This is a genomic window from Streptomyces sp. NPDC031474 (genome assembly GCF_055581185.1).
The window spans coordinates 82,267-99,647 of the sequence record NZ_JBVIJX010000021.1; the positions used below are offsets into that span (position 1 = coordinate 82,267).

Genomic DNA, 17,381 nt, shown 5'->3' on the forward strand with positions numbered 1-17,381 from the left:
GCGTCAGGTGCGAATCGCGTACAGGAAATCGTCCTCGCTGCTGACATACACGGTCCCGTCCGCCACCACCGGCGTCGAAGCCACCTCCCCGCCGGTTTCCAGACGCCAGCGTTCCTCACCGGTGACCGCGTCCACCGCCCAGAGCGACTGGTCCTCGCTGCCGATGTACACGGTCCCCTCCGCCACCGCCGCCGACGAATGAACAGCGGCTCCGGTCTCCTGCCTCCAGCGTTCCTCCCCTGTGGCCGCGTCCACGGCCCACAGGTACCAGCCCTCGCTGCCCATGTACACGATCCCGTCGACGACCGCGGGCGTGGACCACGTCTGACTGTCGAAGGGCCTCTGCCACCGCTGCTCACCGCTGGCGGCGTCCAGCGCGATCAGGCCATGGTCGACGCCGACATGGAGGGTGCCATCGGCCACCACCGGTGAGGCGAACGGTGAGGATTTGGTTCCCACCTCCCAGAGCCTGTTTCCCGTGGCGGCGTCCACCGCCCACAAGCGGTCGTACGGGAAGGAGACGTAGACCCGGCCGTCGGCCACCACAGGGCAGGTGAACCGCTTGTAGGAGCGTGGGCGCCGTGGCCTGAGCGTCTGCTTCCACCGCTTGCGGCCGGTGGCCGCGTCCACGGCCCAGAGGGCTCGCCTACCGACAGCCAGGTACACCGTGCCGTCGGCCACCGCCGGTCGCGTACCTCTCACGTAGCCGGTCGCACACTTCCACCGGATGTGGCCGGTGGCCGTGTGCACGGCCCACAGGTGCCTCCCGGTGCCGATGTACAGGCTGCCGTCGACGACCACTGGTGACGAGTCGAACAGGACGGCGGACGTCAGTCGCCACCGTTCCTGGCCTGTGGCGGCGTCCAGCGCCAACAGGTCGCGGTAGGTGGTCTGGTACACGACGCCGTCGGCAACAGCCGCCGTGCTGTCCCTCGCACCCGGGGCCTGCACCCGCCAGCGGACGGTGCCACCGATCGGAGCGGGGCCTGCCGGAGCGGGTCCCCGATCGGCGCTCGTCCGTACGCGCTGGGCAGGGGCGGCGCGGTGGTCCTCGACGGGAGCTTCACCCGGCCGATGAGCCCGCACGGCGTAGAGGTGCTGGTCAAGGCTGCCGAAGTACACCGTGCCACCGCTCACCAACGGCGCGGAGTGCACCGGCTTGGTGGTCCTGACCTTCCACCGTGCCTCGCCGGTGACAGCGTCCACCGCCCACAGGCGCCCGTCGGCGCTGCCTGCGTACACCGTGCCGTCGGCGATCGCCGGCCTCGCGTAGATCTCACCGCGGGTCTTCAGCCGCCACCTTTCCCGACCGGTCTCGGCGTCCATCGCGATCAGGTACCAGCCGTCGACACCGACGACCGCGATGCCCTCGGCCACCGCGGGGCTCGCGAACACCATCCCTCCGGTGGACAGGCGCCAGCGTTCCTCACCCGTCGCCGTGTCCATCGCGACGACGCCTTCGTCATTGCCCACATACACGCTGGTGCCGGCCACCGTCGGCGACATCCGAACGCCCCGGTGGGGAAAGACGTCCCATCGCCTGTTTCCGGTGGCCGCGTCCAGGGCCAGCAGATGCCCGCCCACGGCCGCGTACAGGACACCGTCGGCCACTGTCGGCGGTGGATTGCTGGAGGTGCGATAGTCCGCCACCTTGACGTCCCACACCGGCCGACCGGTGAGCCCGTCCACCGCCCACATCCTGCCGTTGTGCGAAGCGGCGTACACGATGTGGTCCGCGACCGTCGGCATCGACAGCTTCGACCGGCGCGGTCCCCACTTCCACCGCACGTCTCCGGTCGCGGCGTCCACCGCCTGTAGACAGCCGGCGCTGTCGGCGAAGTACACAACGCCGGTGTCGGCCACCGGCGATGCCTCGATCGCGGAGTCGTTGCTCAGTGTCCAGCGTCGCTGTCCGGCGCCCGCGTCGATCGCCACCAGATCGAAGTCATCGTCAGGGACGTAGACGGTGCCGTCGGCCATCGCGGGCGTCCGGTAGAGCATGTCCCCGCCGGGCACCCTCCACAGCGTTCTGTCGTCCACCTCGACACCAGCCATCGCTTCCCCCTCCCGACAGCACTGTTCGCCCTTGGGTGTTCGCCTGACGCTCTGCGCGCGACCACGCCACGGAAGCCGAGAACGTACGGAACCCTGACGTGTCGTGTTTGAGCAGTGCAACCGTGAATCCACGTAGTTCCAGAGCCCGTTGGCCGCGTCCGGCCCCGCGGAACACGCTCACTGCCTGGTGAGCGGGAGGCTGAGGACTCCGCGGTCGTGTCCGACGATCAGATCCGGACCCGCGGTGGCCACAGAGGTGAGCGTCACGTCCAGGGCGATGTGCCCCACCGCGCCGGTCTCCGGTTCCCATACCCGCAGCCGGTGACCGTGACGAGTGCCGGCGACCAGGACGGTGCGGCCGCCGTGCAGGGTGGTGGCGGTGATGACCGGCAGGCCGGCGGTGTCCAGGGAGGCGGGCAAACCGTCGCCGATCGGGGCACCGGTGGCAGGGTCCCACAGCATGACCACGCCAAGGTTGTCTCCCGTGGCCAGCAACGTTCGCTCGGGTGTGGGCACGGCCGCCACAGCTGCCACACGGTGGTCGGCATCGGCGAGCGCACGTGCGTTCAGTTGCACGGCCGCGCCCTTTTCCCAGGGGTCGTCGACGGCCGGATCCCACACGTGAAGGCGGCCCGCGGTGTCCGAGGCCGCGATCAGCGTGTGGCCGGCGGAGATCGGGACGGCGGCGATCGACTGGATCGGACTGCCATAGGGGTTGAGGCGCCCGACGCACTCACCGGTGTCCGGATCCCACAGTCGGACCGCCCCTTTGGGGGTGGCGGTGACGAGCAGGGTGCGGCCGTCGGGGACGGTCGCGGTACACATCCCGGTCACCCCGCCGGGCCAGTCGCCGGCCGGTTCGCGAACCGGCTGCCCGGTGTCAGGGTTCCACAGGGCGATCGTCCCGGTGTCGCCTCCGCTCGCCAGAAGGACGCGGCCGTCGGGCAGGGGCAGGGCCGTCATCGAGCGGATACGGTCAGGATGCCCTGGCAGCGGCTCATGGACGAGCCGGTTGTCGGCCACGTCCCACAGGCACATCACACCCCTGTCCCCGGCGCCGGCCACGAGCGTCGGCCGACCGGGGCGGGACACCACCGCCAGTGCGTTGACACCCCCGGATGAACCGGGCGCGGCATCGGAAAACGCCGATATACGGCCCCAGGGCGTGCCGTCGGCCGCGAGTACCGCGTTCCCGTCCTGCCGGAACCGAGTCGCTGATCCACCTGTTCGTCCGGGCGCTGCCGGCTCCACCGCGGCAGCCGACCCGTCGGAGTCCGTCCACGCCTGGGTCGCGGGGTGCTGGGGGCGCGCATCGTACGGGTTCTCCGCCAGGCCGTCGGCGATCGTCCACGTCTGCTCGCAGTCCCAGCAGCGGAAGTGTCCGGTGAGGGACATCAGTTGGCGGGCCAGTTCCCTTGCGGCCCCTTGCGGGGTGCCCCTGACCGCGGCCATGCAGGCGACCAGGCACAGGACGGCCTGCCCCGATGTTTCGGGTAGCACCCCTGCCACCGCGACGTCGCGGGCCACCCGCAGGAAGGGCTCCCACTCCTTCCCCAGCGCCTCCTCCCGCAATGCCGTGGCGACCTCCTCCCAGGGGTGCCCTCCCTGCCGGGCAGGGGCGGGATCAGTCAGCACCGGAGCCTCGAAAGGCTTACGCGCCGAGTCCATGAAGAACTCGGGGATCTCGGTGTCGCTCCCGCACTCGGGACACACCAGCACGAGGCTACTTTCATCGAGATCGAGGAGCTGCCACAGCGCTTCGCCCGTGTGATGGCCGGCGAAGGCCACGCAGGAGAGCACGAGGTGGGCGCAGACCTGCGCGGGAGTGTCGGCGGCGAGGAGGCTCCGGGTCGCCGCCCGCTCAGCCAGGCGCAGTGCGGCGCCGAACCCCGCCTCCAGATCGGCCGGGACGGGGGGCCTGTAGTCGGCGGTCATGATGAATCCCATGTCCACCCAGAAGTCCACGGTCTGTTCCGGAGGCAGGGCCGCTGCCGCCTCGACGAGATGCGGCAGGGCCGCATAGGCCCCGTCGGAGACGACTCCGTCGTCTATCAGGCCGCCGGTCAGGTGTGTCCAGGTCTGCCTCCACGCATCGCCGCTCCCGGTGGCGGCCGCGGACGCCAACTGCTCCAGGAGTGCTTCCACCTCCTCGACTTTCACACCGTCGAGATCACGCCAACGAGGGCTGCGCAAGGGCAGCTTCGGAATCATGCGACGAGTCTCGCAGTCGGCACTGACAACCAGGGGGCGACTTGGTGTCCGGCGTCGTGAACGTGTCGATCGGCCCCGGGACGGCCCAAATCCCGGGCTTCAGCCCGAGGAGCATGTCAACATGCCGGTTATGTCTGGTGAACTCCGAAGCAGTGGCCCGGCCCGTGAAGTCGCGCCGGTGAGTGGGCGGTTGACCGATCCTGGATGGCTGGTTCACGGCGATCCGGAGCTGGTCCTCGCGGGCCTGGACGGCGCTGCCTCGCAGGAGGAGCTGCTGGCGGCCGCGGTGTACCGGGCGTCAGGGCATGTGCACCGTGATGCCGGTGTGGGGGTGCGGCGGCAGGTGCTGGCGCTGGACGCCGCCCGGTTCGGGAACCGGGAGCTGGCGAGAGACATCGCCACGGTTGCGGTCCGCCCAGAGATGCCAGAGCTGGATGCCCCCTGGGTCGTGCAGTGGGCGACCGGCAGCGACTTGGATTCCCGGCTGCGGTATGCGTTGCCGGTGCCGGCGAAGGTGGGCGTGTTGGCGACCGTGGTCGTGGAGGGCCGTGGGCTCGCTGTCGCCGGTTGCAAGGACGGCACGTTGCACGCATGGGATCTGGCCACAGGCAGCCGACTCGGCAAGGCCGTGTCCGCTCACACCGGCGCCGTGGAAACTCTGGCGACAGCGGTGCTGAACGGTCGTCCCGTCGCCGTCACCGGCGGCTTCGACAAAATCGTCCGGGTGTGGGATCTGGCGGCGGGAGAACTGATCGGCGCGTGCTCCGCCGACGATGATTCCTGGGTGAAAGCGCTGGCCACGGGACTGGTCGAGGGCCGGCCGGTCGTGGTCGGCGCCTGCATCGATGACGTGGTGAGGGTGTGGGACCTGGCCACCCTCTCCCAGCACAGTGAGCCGCTGACCATTCACACCGGATTCGTGTCCGCTCTGGCGACGGCGGTGCTGGACGGCCATCCCGTCGTTGCCACCAGCCACTCCAAGGAACTCGGGGCGACGGACCTGATCACGGGGGAGGAAACCGTCCGGGTGTGGGACCTGGTCACGGGACGGGAGTTCGGTGCCCTGGACGACCGTCCCGAGGGGCCTGCCGTGTTCGCGGACCAGGCGTACGACCGGACGGTGGAAGGCGGCGATGACGGCGATGACGGCGATGAGCAGGCAGGGCACTGCGTCAGTCTGGACGTCAACGCCATGGCGCACTTTCTGGTGACGGATCCGGCGTCCGAGTGCCCGATGGCCGTCAGCGCCAACGGCTACGAGGTGCACGTCTGGAACCTGGCCACGCGTGAGCAGGTCGTCGACCCCGTTGCGGTCATGCCCGTGGAAACGGCGGCCGTGACGGTGCTCCACGACCGCCCCGCCGCCCTCGTCGCATACGCCCATGGGCCGGTCGAGGTGTGGGATCTGTCCACTTTCCGGCAGCTGCGTCCGTCGCTGACGGGCCATGAGGCGGCCGTGCGGGGAGCGGCGACGGCGGTGCTGAACAGGCGTCACCTCGCGGTCACCGCCGGCGACGACAGATCGGTTCGGATCTGGGACCTCGACGGTGAAAGGGAGACGGGCAATCGGCTGCCTGGTCATGTCGGCTCCGTAGTAGGGGTCACCACGGCCGTCGTGGACGGCAGTTGCGTCATCGTCACGGGCGGGTCGGACACGAAGGTGCGGTTCTGGGACCTCGACGGCATGGGACAGCTCGGTGAGCCCCTGACCGCCCATACCACCGTCGTGAACCTGCTGGCGGTGGGGACGGTGGACGGACGGCCCACCCTCCTCACGCGCGGCGACTGGCACAAGACGGTGCGCATATGGGACCTGACCACCCGGGAAGAGCTGCACGGACGGTCGACCAGCGAGTACACCAGCCCCTCCATCGATTTCTTCGCGGAAGTCGATGGCCGCTTCGTCGGTGTGACCGGGGAAGGCCGCGTCTGGGACCTGACCGCGAGTCGATGGATCGGAGTGCAGCCGCAGCAAGGAGGCGCTCTGGCCCTGGAGACGCTCGAAGGCCGCAGCGTCCTTCTCACCGGCGACGGGACAGAAGGAGTCCATCTGTGGGACCTGGCCACGGGCGAACTGCTGGCACCGCCGCTGACGGGACACACCAGTGAGGTGTCAGCAGGGGCGACCGGCACGCTGGACGGTCGCCCTGTCGTCGTCGCCGGCGGCGACCGAACCGTGTGGATGTGGGACGCGAGTACAGGGCAGCAGATCGGTGCGTATGCCTTTCCTTCCCGTATCAGGGGAGTGACGGTAGCGCCCGACGGGCGGCTGGTGGTCGGTTTCGGCGCGGACATGGCGGTCCTGACCCATCGCTACTGATCTTGCTTGCGTGATACCTGCCGCGATGGGGTTCACCAGGAAGGGCGTGGCGCGACACACTATTGCAAGCATGTGCTTGCAATAGTTAGCGGGAGTGGTGCACAGTGGCCGTATGGCATCGCTCAACGTCGGCAATCTCGGTGAGTACCTGCGCGAACAGCGGCGCAACGCGCAGCTGTCGCTCCGGCAGCTCGCCGATGCCGCCGGGGTGTCCAATCCGTATCTGAGCCAGATCGAGCGCGGGCTGCGCAAGCCGAGCGCGGAGGTGCTGCAGCAGGTCGCCAAGGCCCTGCGGATCTCCGCGGAGACGCTGTACGTGCGGGCCGGAATTCTCGACGCGGAGCGGGATCGGGACGAAGTGGAGACGCGTGCCGTCGTCCTCGCCGATCCCACGCTGACCGAGCAGCAGAAGCAGGTGCTGCTCCAGATCTACGAGTCCTTCCGCAAGGAGAACGGATTCGTGGACGGCGACGGTGCGGCGGACGCCCAGGAGCACGCGAGCGACGCCGATCCGCAGCAGACGGCCAGTTGACCGGACCAGGGGACCGGCCGCCCCACTGCGGACCCGCACGACCCTCAGCCGAAAACGACGCACACGACGTACACGACGAACGTGAATCCGGGAGGACCTTCACCATGGCCATCACCGACGACCTGCGCAAGACCTTCAGCGACCCGACTCCGCTCTACTTCGCCGCAGGCACCGCCGACCTGGCCCTCCAGCAGGCGAAGAAGGTGCCGGGTCTGGTGGAGCAGCTGCGCACCGAGGCCCCGGCCCGTTTCGAGGCCGTCCGCAACACCGACCCCAAGGCCGTGCAGGAGAAGGCCGGCGCCCGTGCCAAGGAGGCGACCGCCCGCGCCAAGGAGGCGCAGGAGACCCTCCAGACCAAGGTCACCGACTTCATCAGCACCCTCGACGGGGACATCAAGAAGCTCGGCAGCACGCTCGACGCCGACCTGAAGAAGCTCGGCGAGTCCGCCCAGGACCTCGCGCTGCGCGGTGTCGGCGTCGCCGCCGAGTACGCCGTCAAGGCCCGTGAGACGTACGAGAAGGTCGCCGAGCACGGTGAGCAGGCCGTGAAGACCTGGCGCGGCGAGGCCGCCGAGGAGATCGAGGAGCTGGCGATCGTGGTCGAGCCCGCGGCCGAGCCGGTCGCGGCCAAGGAGGAGCCGAAGCCCGCTCCGGCCGAGGCCAAGGCCGAGCCCGCCGCGGCGAAGAAGCCCGCCGTCAAGAAGGCTCCGGTCGCCCGCAAGACCACCACCGTGAAGAAGCCGACCCCTCCGGCCAAGTGAGACCGACGACCGGGACGGCTGGAACCGCCGGGACGGACGCGGCGGACGCGGCGGACAGGGACATACGACACGGGCCGGGCACTCATGGAGTGCCCGGCCCGTTGTACGGGTAGCGGAAGCGCGGTTGCGGGTACGGTGACCGCGTACGGACGAGCAGGTCGAGTCGAGTCGAGACAAGACGCGTCGAATCGGGTGGTGGGCGTTGTGCTGATGACAGGCTTCGCGGGGCTGGTGTGGGTGCTCTACCTCGCCATGCTGGTCCTCGCCGTGGTGGCACTGGTGATGGCCGCCCTGTTCCGAGACGACGCGTACCGGGCCGCCGACAAGCAGAACAAGGGCTTCTGGCTGATCATCCTCGGCATCGCGGTCGCGGTGAACCTCCTGGTGCCGATGCTCTTCCTGCAGCTCGCGGGCCTCGTCGCCACGATCGTCTTCTTCGTGGACGTACGCCCCGCCCTGCAGCAGGTGGGCGGTGGCGGCGGCTGGGGCCGCAGGCGAGGCGGCAGCAGCAGCGACGGTCCGTACGGCCCGTACAACGGCGGCCGGTAGATCCCGGTATCCCGGTAGTCCCGGTCCCGGTCCTGGTCCTGGAGGGGCTCAGTGCCCTCCAGGATCGATATGCGGCTGCGCCGCCTACGGAACCCGATCCAGCAGCAGAACGGCCACGTCGTCCGTCAGCTCGCCCCCGTTGAGCTCCCGCACCTCGTTCACCGCGGCCCGCAACAACGCCTCCCCGCGCAGCCCCTCGGAGAGCTGCCGGCGGATCATCTCCACCATGCCGTCCTGACCCAGGCGCTCGCGGCCCTCGCCGATCCGCCCCTCGATCAGGCCGTCGGTGTACAGCATCAGGCTCCACTCGGCGCCCAGCTCCACCTGCATCCTCGGCCAGCGGGCGCCCGGCAGCAGCCCGAGGGCGGGCCCGTTGTTGTCGTACGGCAGCAGGCGCGCGGGCCGGTCCGGGCGGGCGATCAGCGGCGCCGGGTGACCGGCCAGGCACAGGCCCGCCCGGCGGCCGTCGGGCGCGATGTCCACCGTGCACAGCGTCGCGAAGATCTCGTCGTCGTCGCGCTCGTGCTCCAGCACCTGCTGGAGCGTGTTCAGCAGCTCGTCCCCGCACAGCCCGGCCAGCGTCAGCGCCCGCCAGGCGATGCGCAGCTCCACGCCGAGCGCCGCCTCGTCCGGGCCGTGCCCGCAGACGTCGCCGATCATGGCGTGCACGGTGCCGTCGGGCGTGCGGACGGTGTCGTAGAAGTCGCCGCCGAGCAGCGCGCGCGAGCGGCCGGGGCGGTAGCGGGCGGCGAAGCGCAGCGGTGAGCCCTCCAGGAGGGGCGTGGGCAGCAGGCCGCGCTCCAGGCGGGCGTTCTCCTGCGCGCGCAGCTTGCCCTCGGCGAGCCGCCGTTCGGCCGTGTCGGAACGTTTCCGCTCCACCGCGTACCGGATCGCGCGGCTCAGCAGCCGGCCGTCCAGCTCGTCCTTGAACAGGTAGTCCTGGGCGCCCACCCGCACCGCGTCGGCGCCGCGCTCGGCGTCGCCGGACGCGGTGAGTGCCAGCACGGCGTGCCGGGGCGCGAGCCGGAGCACGTGGCGCAGGACGGCGAGCTCGTCGTCGGCCTCCTTCGCCCTGCCGGGCGCGGGCAGCGCGAGGTCCAGCAGGATGCAGTGCACGTCGTCGGTGAGCAGCCGCTCGGCCTCGGTGAGGTTGCGGGCGGTGCGCACCCGGATCGGCTTGCCGTCCGAGTCGCGGAGGTCGTGGACGATCGGCGCGGCCGTGGGGTCGTCCTCGATCATCAGGAGGGTGAGGGTGGTGTGGGCGGTGGGGGTGGCCGCCGTGCCCTGAGAGGTCACGCCCTTGGTGCTGACGTTCTCGTTGCTGACGCCCTCGGTGCTGACGTTCTTCGCGCTCACGCCGGTGGTGCTCACGCCATGGTGGACGCCGTCGGCGGGCGTGGCGTTGAGCGGGCCGTCGTTCTCGGCTGCCGTCGCCTCCTCGCGAAGAGCCTCTTCCTCGCGAAGAGCCACTTCGCCCCGAAGGGCTTCCTCGTGGCGGGCGGCTTCTTCCCTGGAGGGGCCGCCGACTGCGGGCGCGGCCTGCGCCTGACCACTCTCCACGGCCGGGATCGCTCTCTGCCGCGGTACGGGTACGGGCATCGTCTTGGGTTCCTTCCCTCCCCCCGAGGGCATGGCGGGGACGAGGGACCTCGACCCACCGACCGGGACCATAGCGGCAGAAGGCGTCGCAACGGAATGGTGTGCGACACGCCGCTTGATCTCTGGCCGCTGTCATATGCCGCGTTCCGTACCGCAGTTGGGCAGGGCGGGAGCCGGGCCGGGATGACGAACGTCACGTCCGCCGGGGGTTTGGGGGCCGGACGAAGGTGCCGTGGGTCACGTGGCTCACTTCATGTGGCCACGCTCACGCGTCCGGTCGGACCACCCCGAGTATCGGCATCGAGCCCGCCCCCGCGAGCGTGACCGTCCGCCCCGGGCGCGGGGCGTGGATGATCGAGCCGTTGCCCACGTACAGCGCGACATGGCTGGCGTCGTCGAAGTAGATGATCAGGTCGCCGGGGCGCATGTCCTCGACGGCGACGTGCGGCAGCTGCTTCCACTGCTCCTGCGAGGTGCGCGGTATCGGCTGCCCGGCGCTCTTCCAGGCCTCGGAGGTCAGGCCGGAGCAGTCGAAGGAGTCCGGTCCCTCGGCGCCCCACACATACGGCTTGCCCATCTGCGCGGTGGCGAACTGCACGGCCTTCTGGCCCTGTACGGAGGCCGAGCCCTTGATCCCGTCGAGGACGCCCGTGCCCAGCCAGGCGGTCTGCGCCTCCTGGGCGGCCTGCTTCTCCAGCTGTTCGAGGCGCTCCTTCTCCTTCTTCTCCAGCTGGGACTCGAGCTTCTCCGCCGCCGCGATCTCCGTCTCGATCTTCTTCTGGGCCGTCGCCTTCGTCTTGCGGCCGTCCTCCAGCTTCTGCCACTGGGTGGAGGCGTCCTGGGAGTACTGCTCCAAGTCCTGCTGGGTGCGGGTCAGTTCGCCGATCAGGCCGTTGGTCGCGCGCTCGCCCTGGAGCACCCGGCCGGCGCCGTCCAGGAACTCCGACGGGTTGTCGCTCAGCATCAACCGCGCCTCGTCCGGCAGGCCGCCGGTGCGGTACTGGGCGCGGGCCGCGGCGCCCGCGCGGTCCTTCAGGTCGTCGAGCTTCTGCTGGCCCGCGACGATCTTCTTGGCGAGTTCGACGATCTCCGCGGACTGCTTCTTCGCCGCTTCCTCGGCCGCGTTGTAGGCGTCGGTGGCGACCGCGGCGGCGTGGTAGAGCGCTTCGAGCTTGGCGCGGACGGCCTCCAGGGCCGGGTCGGACGCGGTGGAGGGCAGCGGAGGGGTCGACGATCCCGCCGTCGACGTGGTGGGACTGGGGCCGGCGCCGGGTTCGGGAGCGCTGGGGGCGGCGAACGCGACGCCGGGGACCCCCAGCACGGTGATCGCGCAGACCACGGCCACGGCCGCCGCGAGCAGGCCGCGCTTGCCCGTACCCATACCCCGTCCCCCAAACCTGATTTACCGTCAGTAACTTACGGTGCTCGGGGGATCGTGCCACGTCACGACCGAAAGCGACAGAGGCGGTGACAGAAGCGATGACACAGGTGCCGACGCCCGCAGTTCCTCCCCATTCACCCACCCCGGTATGACGATCTCCCCGTCATTGTGACGAACAACTCACGGGGATCGTTCCCGACGACTTTGAGGAACCTTGGGGAACCCTTGGCGAAGCCCGGAGTTCACCTCCGGCGCCCGTCTTGGCGGTCAACCGCGGTGTACGTCTTCGTGTTTCACCGCGGCGCCTGTCTTCGCGTTCAACCGCGGGGCGCCAACGCCCCCCACCGCACCGTCACTTCTCCCTGCCGCCACCGCGTCGGCCCGTCCGTCAGCGGCCAGTCGGCGGTCAGGTCCCGCACCGCGCGGATCCACCGCTGACGGGCGCCGTACGACGCGTAGGGCGCGGCCGCCGCCCAGGCGCGGTCGAAGTCGCGCAGGAAGGCGTGCACCGGCTCACCCGGGACGTTGCGGTGGATCAGTGCCTTCGGCAGTCGCTCCGCCAGGTCCGAGGGCCGCTCCAGGGACCCCAGCCGGGTCGCGAAGGTGACCGTGCGCGGTCCTTCCGGCCCGAGCGCGACCCATACGTGCCGCCGCCCGATCTCGTCGCAGGTCCCCTCGACGAGCAGCCCGCCGCGGGACCCGGCCGCCGGATCGGCCGGCGCGAGCCGCGCGCACAGCCGCTCCCAGACGGCGGCGACCTCGTCCTCGTCGTACTGCCGCAGGACGTTGGCGGCGCGCACGAGGTGCGGGCGCTGGGGGACGGGGATCTCGAACCCGCCGTGCCGGAAGAGCAGCCCCTCGCGCGCGTACGGTTCGGCGGCGGCGACCCGGGCCGGTTCGATCTCGACGCCCACCACGCGCGCGCGGGGCGCGACGGAACGCAGGCGCGTCAGCAACTCGACGGCGGTCCAGGGCGCGGCCCCGTACCCGAGGTCGACGGCGACCGGATCGACGGCCCGTCGCAGCTCACGGCCGTGCGCGGCGGCGATCCAGCGGTCCATGCGGCGCAGCCGATTGGGATTGGTCGTCCCGCGCGTGACCGTGCCCACGGGGCGGGCGGGGGCGCGGGATGTCATACCCACGAGGGTAATGCGGCGCCACCGCCGGCCCGTCGGCGTTCGCGGCCCCCGTGACGCGCGTCACCCTCGAACGGTTGAGCGACTCACGGTAACGGCTGGGCAAAAACCGCCCCGGTCGCAGTCCGCGCGGAATGGGACCCCTTCCTCCGATGTTGCACCCCCTCGGAGGGCGCACAACCCTCCGTCCGGCATGCCCGCAGCAAGGAGGAACGCCACGTGAGCCAGTACGCCAACAGGCTCGGGCGTCGCTCTCCGGCGGCCCCCTCGCGGCTCAGGCTCCACCGCCGCCCCCGCCGCGTCGCGATGCTCTCTGTGCACACCTCACCGCTCCACCAGCCCGGCACCGGCGACGCCGGCGGCATGAACGTCTACATCGTCGAGCTCGCGCAGCGCCTCGCCGCGATCAACATCGAGGTCGAGATCTTCACGCGTGCGACCACCGGCGGCCTCCCGCCGACCGTCGAACTGGCTCCCGGGGTCCTCGTCCGGCACATCGACGCGGGCCCCTACGAGGGCCTCGCCAAGGAGGACCTCCCGGCCCAGCTGTGCGCCTTCACACACGGCGTGATGCAGGCCTGGGCCGGTCACCGCCCCGGCTACTACGACCTCGTCCACTCGCACTACTGGCTCTCCGGCCACGTGGGCTGGCTGGCCGCCCAGCGCTGGGGCGCCCCTCTGGTGCACGCGATGCACACCATGGCCAAGGTCAAGAACGCCAACCTGGCCGACGGCGACACCCCCGAGCCCGCCGCCCGCGTCATCGGCGAGACCCAGATCGTCGACGCGGCCGACCGTCTCATCGCCAACACGGCGGAGGAGGCCGACGAACTCGTCCGGCACTACCACGCCGAGCCCGGCAAGGTCGCCGTCGTGCACCCCGGCGTCAACCTCGACCGCTTCTGCCCCGCCGACGGCCGGGCCGCGGCTCGCGCCCGCCTCGACCTCCCCCAGGACGCACTGGTCCCCCTCTTCGCGGGCCGCATCCAACCCCTGAAGGCCCCGGACGTCCTCCTGCGCGCCGTGGCCGTGCTCCTCGACGAGCGGCCGGAGCTCCGCTCCCGCATCGTCGTCCCCGTGGTCGGCGGCCCCAGCGGCAGCGGCCTCGCCAAGCCGGAGGGCCTGCAGAAGCTGGCGGCGCGGCTGGGCATCGCGGACGTGGTCCGCTTCCGTCCGCCGGTCGGCCAGGACCAGCTCGCGGACTGGTTCCGGGCGGCGTCGGTGCTGGTCGTCCCCTCCTACAGTGAGTCCTTCGGCCTGGTCGCCATAGAGGCGCAGGCCGCCGGCACCCCGGTCCTCGCGGCCGCGGTCGGCGGGCTCCCGGTGGCCGTACGGGACGGCGAGACGGGCTTCCTGGTGCAGGGCCACGATCCGGCCGGCTACGCGCGCGTGCTCGAGCGTTTCGCCGACGGCCCCGAACTGCCCGCCCGGATGGGCGCGGCGGCCGCCGCGCACGCCCAGTCCTTCGGCTGGGACACCGCGGCCGCCGCCACCGCCGACGTCTACGCGGCCGCGACCCAGGCCCACCGCCGTCGCGTACGCTCCGAGCATGGGTGACGTGGAGAAGACGGCCGCGCAGGTCATCGAGGGTTTCCTGAAGGACGCGGAGCTGGAGTGGGAGGCCCCCGCGCCCGGCACGTACGTGGTACAGCTGCCGGGCACCCGCAAACTCAAGACGACCGTCTCCCTCATCGTGGGCCGCCACTCCCTCTCCCTGAACGCCTTCGTCATCCGTCACCCCGACGAGAACGAGCCCGGCGTCCACCGCTGGCTCCTGGAGCGCAACCTCAAGCTGTACGGCGTGAGTTACGCCGTCGACCAGCTCGGCGACGTCTACGTCACCGCCCGCCTCCCGCTCGCCGCGGTCACCGCCGACGAGGTCGACCGCCTCATGGGCCAGGTCCTGGAAGCGGCCGACGGCGCCTTCAACACCCTCCTGGAGCTCGGTTTCGCGAGCGCCATCCGCAGGGAGTACGCCTGGCGGGTCTCCCGCGGCGAGTCCACCCGCAACCTGGACGCGTTCACGCACCTCACGAAGCGGCAGGCGGAGAAGTAGGGGCCTGCGCGTACCGCCCCGGCGTGACCCCCACCAACTTCCTGAAATGCCGGGTGAGATGGGCCTGGTCGTAGAACCCGGCCGCCGTCGCCACGTCCCCCGGCGGACGCCCGTCGAGCAGCAGCCGACGGGCGAGGTCGACGCGGCGCGCGGTGAGGTACTGGTGCGGCGCGATCCCGTACGCCCCGCTGAACGCCCGTACGAGATGGGCCGGATGGGCCTGCACCAGCCCTGCCGCCTCGGCGAGTACGAGGCCTTCGACGACCCGCTCGTCGAGGAGCTCGCGGAGCCGGCGGGCGAGGGCGGGGTCGGGGGCGGGTCGCGCAGGACCGTCCGTCCGCCGCACCGGCGAATGCCCGCGGCCACGCGCCCGCGCAGGCCCCTGCCGGGGTCCCCGCCCAGACGCCTGCAAATGTCCCCGCAGCCGCTCGCCGATCAGCGTCAGCCGGCTGTCCGCCTCCAACTCCTCGCCCCGCCGGGCGAGCGCGGAGTGCAACTGCCCCACCCGCCGCCGCAGCACGGGATCCCGCAGCACGGGCGCGTCGACGGCGGCCCCGATCAGACTTTCGCCGAGCACACCGGCGTCGAGGTACAGAACTCTCTTGCGGAACCCTTCGGGCGTGGCGGCGGAACCGTTGTGCGGCACGTGCGGCGGCAACAGAGTCACCGTGTCGTGCGGCGTGCCGTGCTCGTGCCGCTCGAGGTCGTACCGCACGGCGCCGTCGTCGACGATGAGCAGCGTCCACGCGTCGTGCACGTGCATCGGGTAGGCGTACTCGGTGATGGGGGTCCCCCCGGGGCGAGCGAAGCCGAGACTTGGGGGAGGGCGTGGAAGACCTCCACGACGCCCGGGACGGCCGGGCGCCAGGCGGAGACTTCCTGCCGGGCGGCCATGCAAAGAACGTACAAGACGGCGCCGTAGGACGATCGGCAGTCTCGCAGCATGAGCACTGAACCGATGACGAGCACCGAACCCATGCGTTTCGACACGAAGATCGCCGTCCTGCTGCGCGAGGACCTGGAGACCTGGCAGCGCCTGAACGTCACCGCGTTCCTGGTCAGTGGCCTCGGCACGATGCTCCCCGAGGTGATCGGGGAGCCGTACGAGGACGCGGACGGCGTCGGCTACCTCCCGATGCTCCGCCAGCCGGTACTGGTCTTCGAGGGCTCGAAGGAGACGCTGGCGGCGGCCCACGCGCGCGTGCTCTCCCGAGCCCTCCCGCGCGCGGTGTTCACGACCGACCTCTTCACCACCGGCAACGACCGGGACAACCGCGCCGCGGTGCGCGCCGTCACGACATCCGACCTGGACCTGGCGGGCCTTGCGGTCTACGGCCCCCGCAACGCGGTGGACAAGGTGCTGAAGGGGGCCCGGATGCACCCGTGACGCCCGTGACCGCCGTGACGCCCGTGACCGCCGCGACGCCCGTGACCGCCGTGCCGCCACTGCGGCTCAGGCGGCGCTGACCTCGGGCTGGTCGGCAGGGGCAGGGGCAGGGGCAGGGGCAGGGGCAGGGGCAGAGGCAGGGGTGCCCTCCTCGTCCGGCAGCCGGCGCATGAGCGCCCCGTAGCCGAGTCCCGCCGCCGTTCCCACGATGGCGCACATGCCCCACAGCCAGTTCGCGCCGAAGCGGTCGATGACGAAGCCCGACATCAGCGGGGAGACGAGGGAGGCCACGGCCCAGGAGAGGGTGTACATGCCCTGGTAGCGGCCGCGGCCGTGGGTGGGGGAGAGACGGACGACGAGGCCGGTCTGGGTCGGGGCGTTGACGATCTCGGCCAGGGTCCACACGCAGACCGTGAGCGCGAAGACGCCGACCGACCCGGCGAAGGCGGTGAGCCCGAACCCGTACCCGGCGAGGACGGAGGAGACGACCAGCAGCTGTCGCGGATCCCGGTGCTCGATGAAGCGGGTGACGGGCAGCTGCAGCGCGACGATGAGCACGCCGTTGACGGCGATCGCCATGCCGTAGTCGGCCGGTGTGAACCCGGCCGCGCCCATCGCCACGGGCAGTCCCACGGAGCCCTGCTGGAAGATGAGCGCGACGAGGAACGACAGCCCGACGACGCTCATGAACCGCCCGTCTCGCAGTACGGTCCCGAGGCCGACGGAGTCCTCCCGGGCGGCCTTCTCCTGCTGCTGGGGCCGCGACTCGGGCAGCTTGAGGAAGACGACGACCGCGCACACGAGCGTCATCCCCGCCTCGACGAGGAAGCCGGCGCGGTAGCTGACCTCGGCGATGAACCCGGCGGCCATGGAGGAGACGGCGAACCCGAGGTTGATGGCCCAGTAGTTGAGGGAGAAGGCCCTCACGCGGTCCTCGGGCCGCACGATGTCGGCCATCATCGCCTGCACGGCCGGTCGGGAGGCGTTGGAGGCCATCCCGACGAGGAAGGCGACGCCGGCGATGGCGAGAGGGCCGGTGACGAACCCGAGGAGCGCGACGGACAGGGCCGTGGAGGTCTGCGCGACGATCAGCGTGGGCCGCCGTCCGAGCCGGTCCGCCATGACCCCGCCGCCGAGGGAGGAGATCACCCCGCCGAGGCCGTGCAGCGAGGCGACGAGCCCGGCGTAGGAGGCGGAATAGCCGCGGTCGAGGGTGAGGTACAGCGCCATGAAGGTGGCGACGAAGCCGCCGAGCCGGTTGACGAGGGTGCTGGTCCACAGCCACCAGAACTCGCGGGGCAGCCCGGAGAGCGTCTCGCGTGTGGCACGTCTCAGGGTGGCGACGGACATGGCGGATCCCCCGGGTGTGTAAGTGGCTCTGACAGCTCTCAGAA

General features: G+C 71.1%; 14 protein-coding genes. 7 read left to right on the forward strand and 7 right to left on the reverse strand.

Going from position 1 to position 17,381, the window contains the following annotated elements:
* Positions 1-3: 3 nt before the first annotated feature.
* Together ACZ5SK_RS37625 and ACZ5SK_RS37630 are read right to left on the reverse strand one after the other, a co-directional pair.
* Positions 4-2,055 carry an outer membrane protein assembly factor BamB family protein gene (locus tag ACZ5SK_RS37625; protein WP_334578889.1) on the reverse strand — a complete coding sequence of 684 codons (2,052 nt, stop codon included), beginning with the start codon at positions 2,053-2,055 and terminating at the stop codon, positions 4-6.
* Between the two features lie 177 nt (positions 2,056-2,232).
* Entirely contained in the window at positions 2,233-4,266 is a 2,034-nt protein-coding gene (locus ACZ5SK_RS37630; protein ID WP_334578890.1) for a WD40 repeat domain-containing protein, read from the reverse strand.
* A gap of 190 nt (positions 4,267-4,456) precedes the next feature.
* Between ACZ5SK_RS37630 and ACZ5SK_RS37635 the strand changes: the two genes are divergently transcribed.
* The 4 genes from ACZ5SK_RS37635 to ACZ5SK_RS37650 all read left to right on the forward strand — a co-directional run bounded on the left by ACZ5SK_RS37635 (position 4,457) and on the right by ACZ5SK_RS37650 (position 8,428).
* On the forward strand, positions 4,457-6,586 hold the full coding sequence (locus ACZ5SK_RS37635; protein WP_468577120.1) for a WD40 repeat domain-containing protein: 2,130 nt from the start codon (positions 4,457-4,459) through the stop codon (positions 6,584-6,586).
* Between the two features lie 112 nt (positions 6,587-6,698).
* Positions 6,699-7,118 carry a helix-turn-helix domain-containing protein gene (locus ACZ5SK_RS37640; protein ID WP_334578892.1) on the forward strand — a complete coding sequence of 140 codons (420 nt, stop codon included), beginning with the start codon at positions 6,699-6,701 and terminating at the stop codon, positions 7,116-7,118.
* Positions 7,119-7,222: 104 nt separating this feature from the next.
* Entirely contained in the window at positions 7,223-7,879 is a 657-nt protein-coding gene (locus ACZ5SK_RS37645; protein WP_334578893.1) for a hypothetical protein, read from the forward strand.
* Between the two features lie 210 nt (positions 7,880-8,089).
* Positions 8,090-8,428 carry a DUF2516 family protein gene (locus ACZ5SK_RS37650; RefSeq protein WP_416071165.1) on the forward strand — a complete coding sequence of 113 codons (339 nt, stop codon included), beginning with the start codon at positions 8,090-8,092 and terminating at the stop codon, positions 8,426-8,428.
* A gap of 84 nt (positions 8,429-8,512) precedes the next feature.
* Here the strand turns inward: ACZ5SK_RS37650 and ACZ5SK_RS37655 are convergent, their stop codons facing one another.
* The 3 genes from ACZ5SK_RS37655 to ACZ5SK_RS37665 form a co-directional block, all read right to left on the reverse strand.
* Positions 8,513-10,027, reverse strand: coding sequence for a PP2C family protein-serine/threonine phosphatase (locus ACZ5SK_RS37655; protein WP_334578894.1), 1,515 nt, complete (start codon positions 10,025-10,027; stop codon positions 8,513-8,515).
* 265 nt (positions 10,028-10,292) lie between these two features.
* Positions 10,293-11,408: a C40 family peptidase gene (locus ACZ5SK_RS37660; RefSeq protein ID WP_334578895.1), complete on the reverse strand. Its 1,116-nt coding sequence runs from the start codon at positions 11,406-11,408 to the stop codon at positions 10,293-10,295.
* Between the two features lie 317 nt (positions 11,409-11,725).
* A complete protein-coding gene (locus ACZ5SK_RS37665) occupies positions 11,726-12,544 on the reverse strand; it encodes a class I SAM-dependent methyltransferase (RefSeq protein WP_334578896.1) in 819 nt (272 codons plus the stop codon).
* A gap of 219 nt (positions 12,545-12,763) precedes the next feature.
* Between ACZ5SK_RS37665 and mshA the strand changes: the two genes are divergently transcribed.
* Together mshA and ACZ5SK_RS37675 are read left to right on the forward strand one after the other, a co-directional pair.
* Entirely contained in the window at positions 12,764-14,101 is a 1,338-nt protein-coding gene (gene mshA / locus ACZ5SK_RS37670) for a D-inositol-3-phosphate glycosyltransferase (protein WP_334578897.1), read from the forward strand.
* The gene (locus ACZ5SK_RS37675) at positions 14,094-14,600 is read left to right on the forward strand and encodes a type III secretion system chaperone family protein (protein ID WP_334578898.1); all 507 of its coding nucleotides are present in this window, start codon (positions 14,094-14,096) and stop codon (positions 14,598-14,600) included. The genes mshA and ACZ5SK_RS37675 overlap by 8 nt, the downstream gene beginning before the upstream one ends.
* On the opposite strand, the gene ACZ5SK_RS37680 is transcribed toward ACZ5SK_RS37675, so the two are convergent.
* Positions 14,575-15,363 carry a helix-turn-helix transcriptional regulator gene (locus ACZ5SK_RS37680; RefSeq protein WP_468577123.1) on the reverse strand — a complete coding sequence of 263 codons (789 nt, stop codon included), beginning with the start codon at positions 15,361-15,363 and terminating at the stop codon, positions 14,575-14,577. The genes ACZ5SK_RS37675 and ACZ5SK_RS37680 overlap by 26 nt on opposite strands.
* 180 nt (positions 15,364-15,543) lie before the next feature.
* Here ACZ5SK_RS37680 and ACZ5SK_RS37685 point away from each other — a divergent pair, with 180 nt between their 5' ends.
* Positions 15,544-15,987 (forward strand): DUF2000 domain-containing protein, encoded by a 444-nt coding sequence (locus ACZ5SK_RS37685; RefSeq protein WP_361702154.1) that lies wholly within the window; start codon positions 15,544-15,546, stop codon positions 15,985-15,987.
* 66 nt (positions 15,988-16,053) lie between these two features.
* Here the strand turns inward: ACZ5SK_RS37685 and ACZ5SK_RS37690 are convergent, their stop codons facing one another.
* Positions 16,054-17,337: an MDR family MFS transporter gene (locus tag ACZ5SK_RS37690; RefSeq protein WP_468577125.1), complete on the reverse strand. Its 1,284-nt coding sequence runs from the start codon at positions 17,335-17,337 to the stop codon at positions 16,054-16,056.
* Positions 17,338-17,381: the final 44 nt, after the last annotated feature.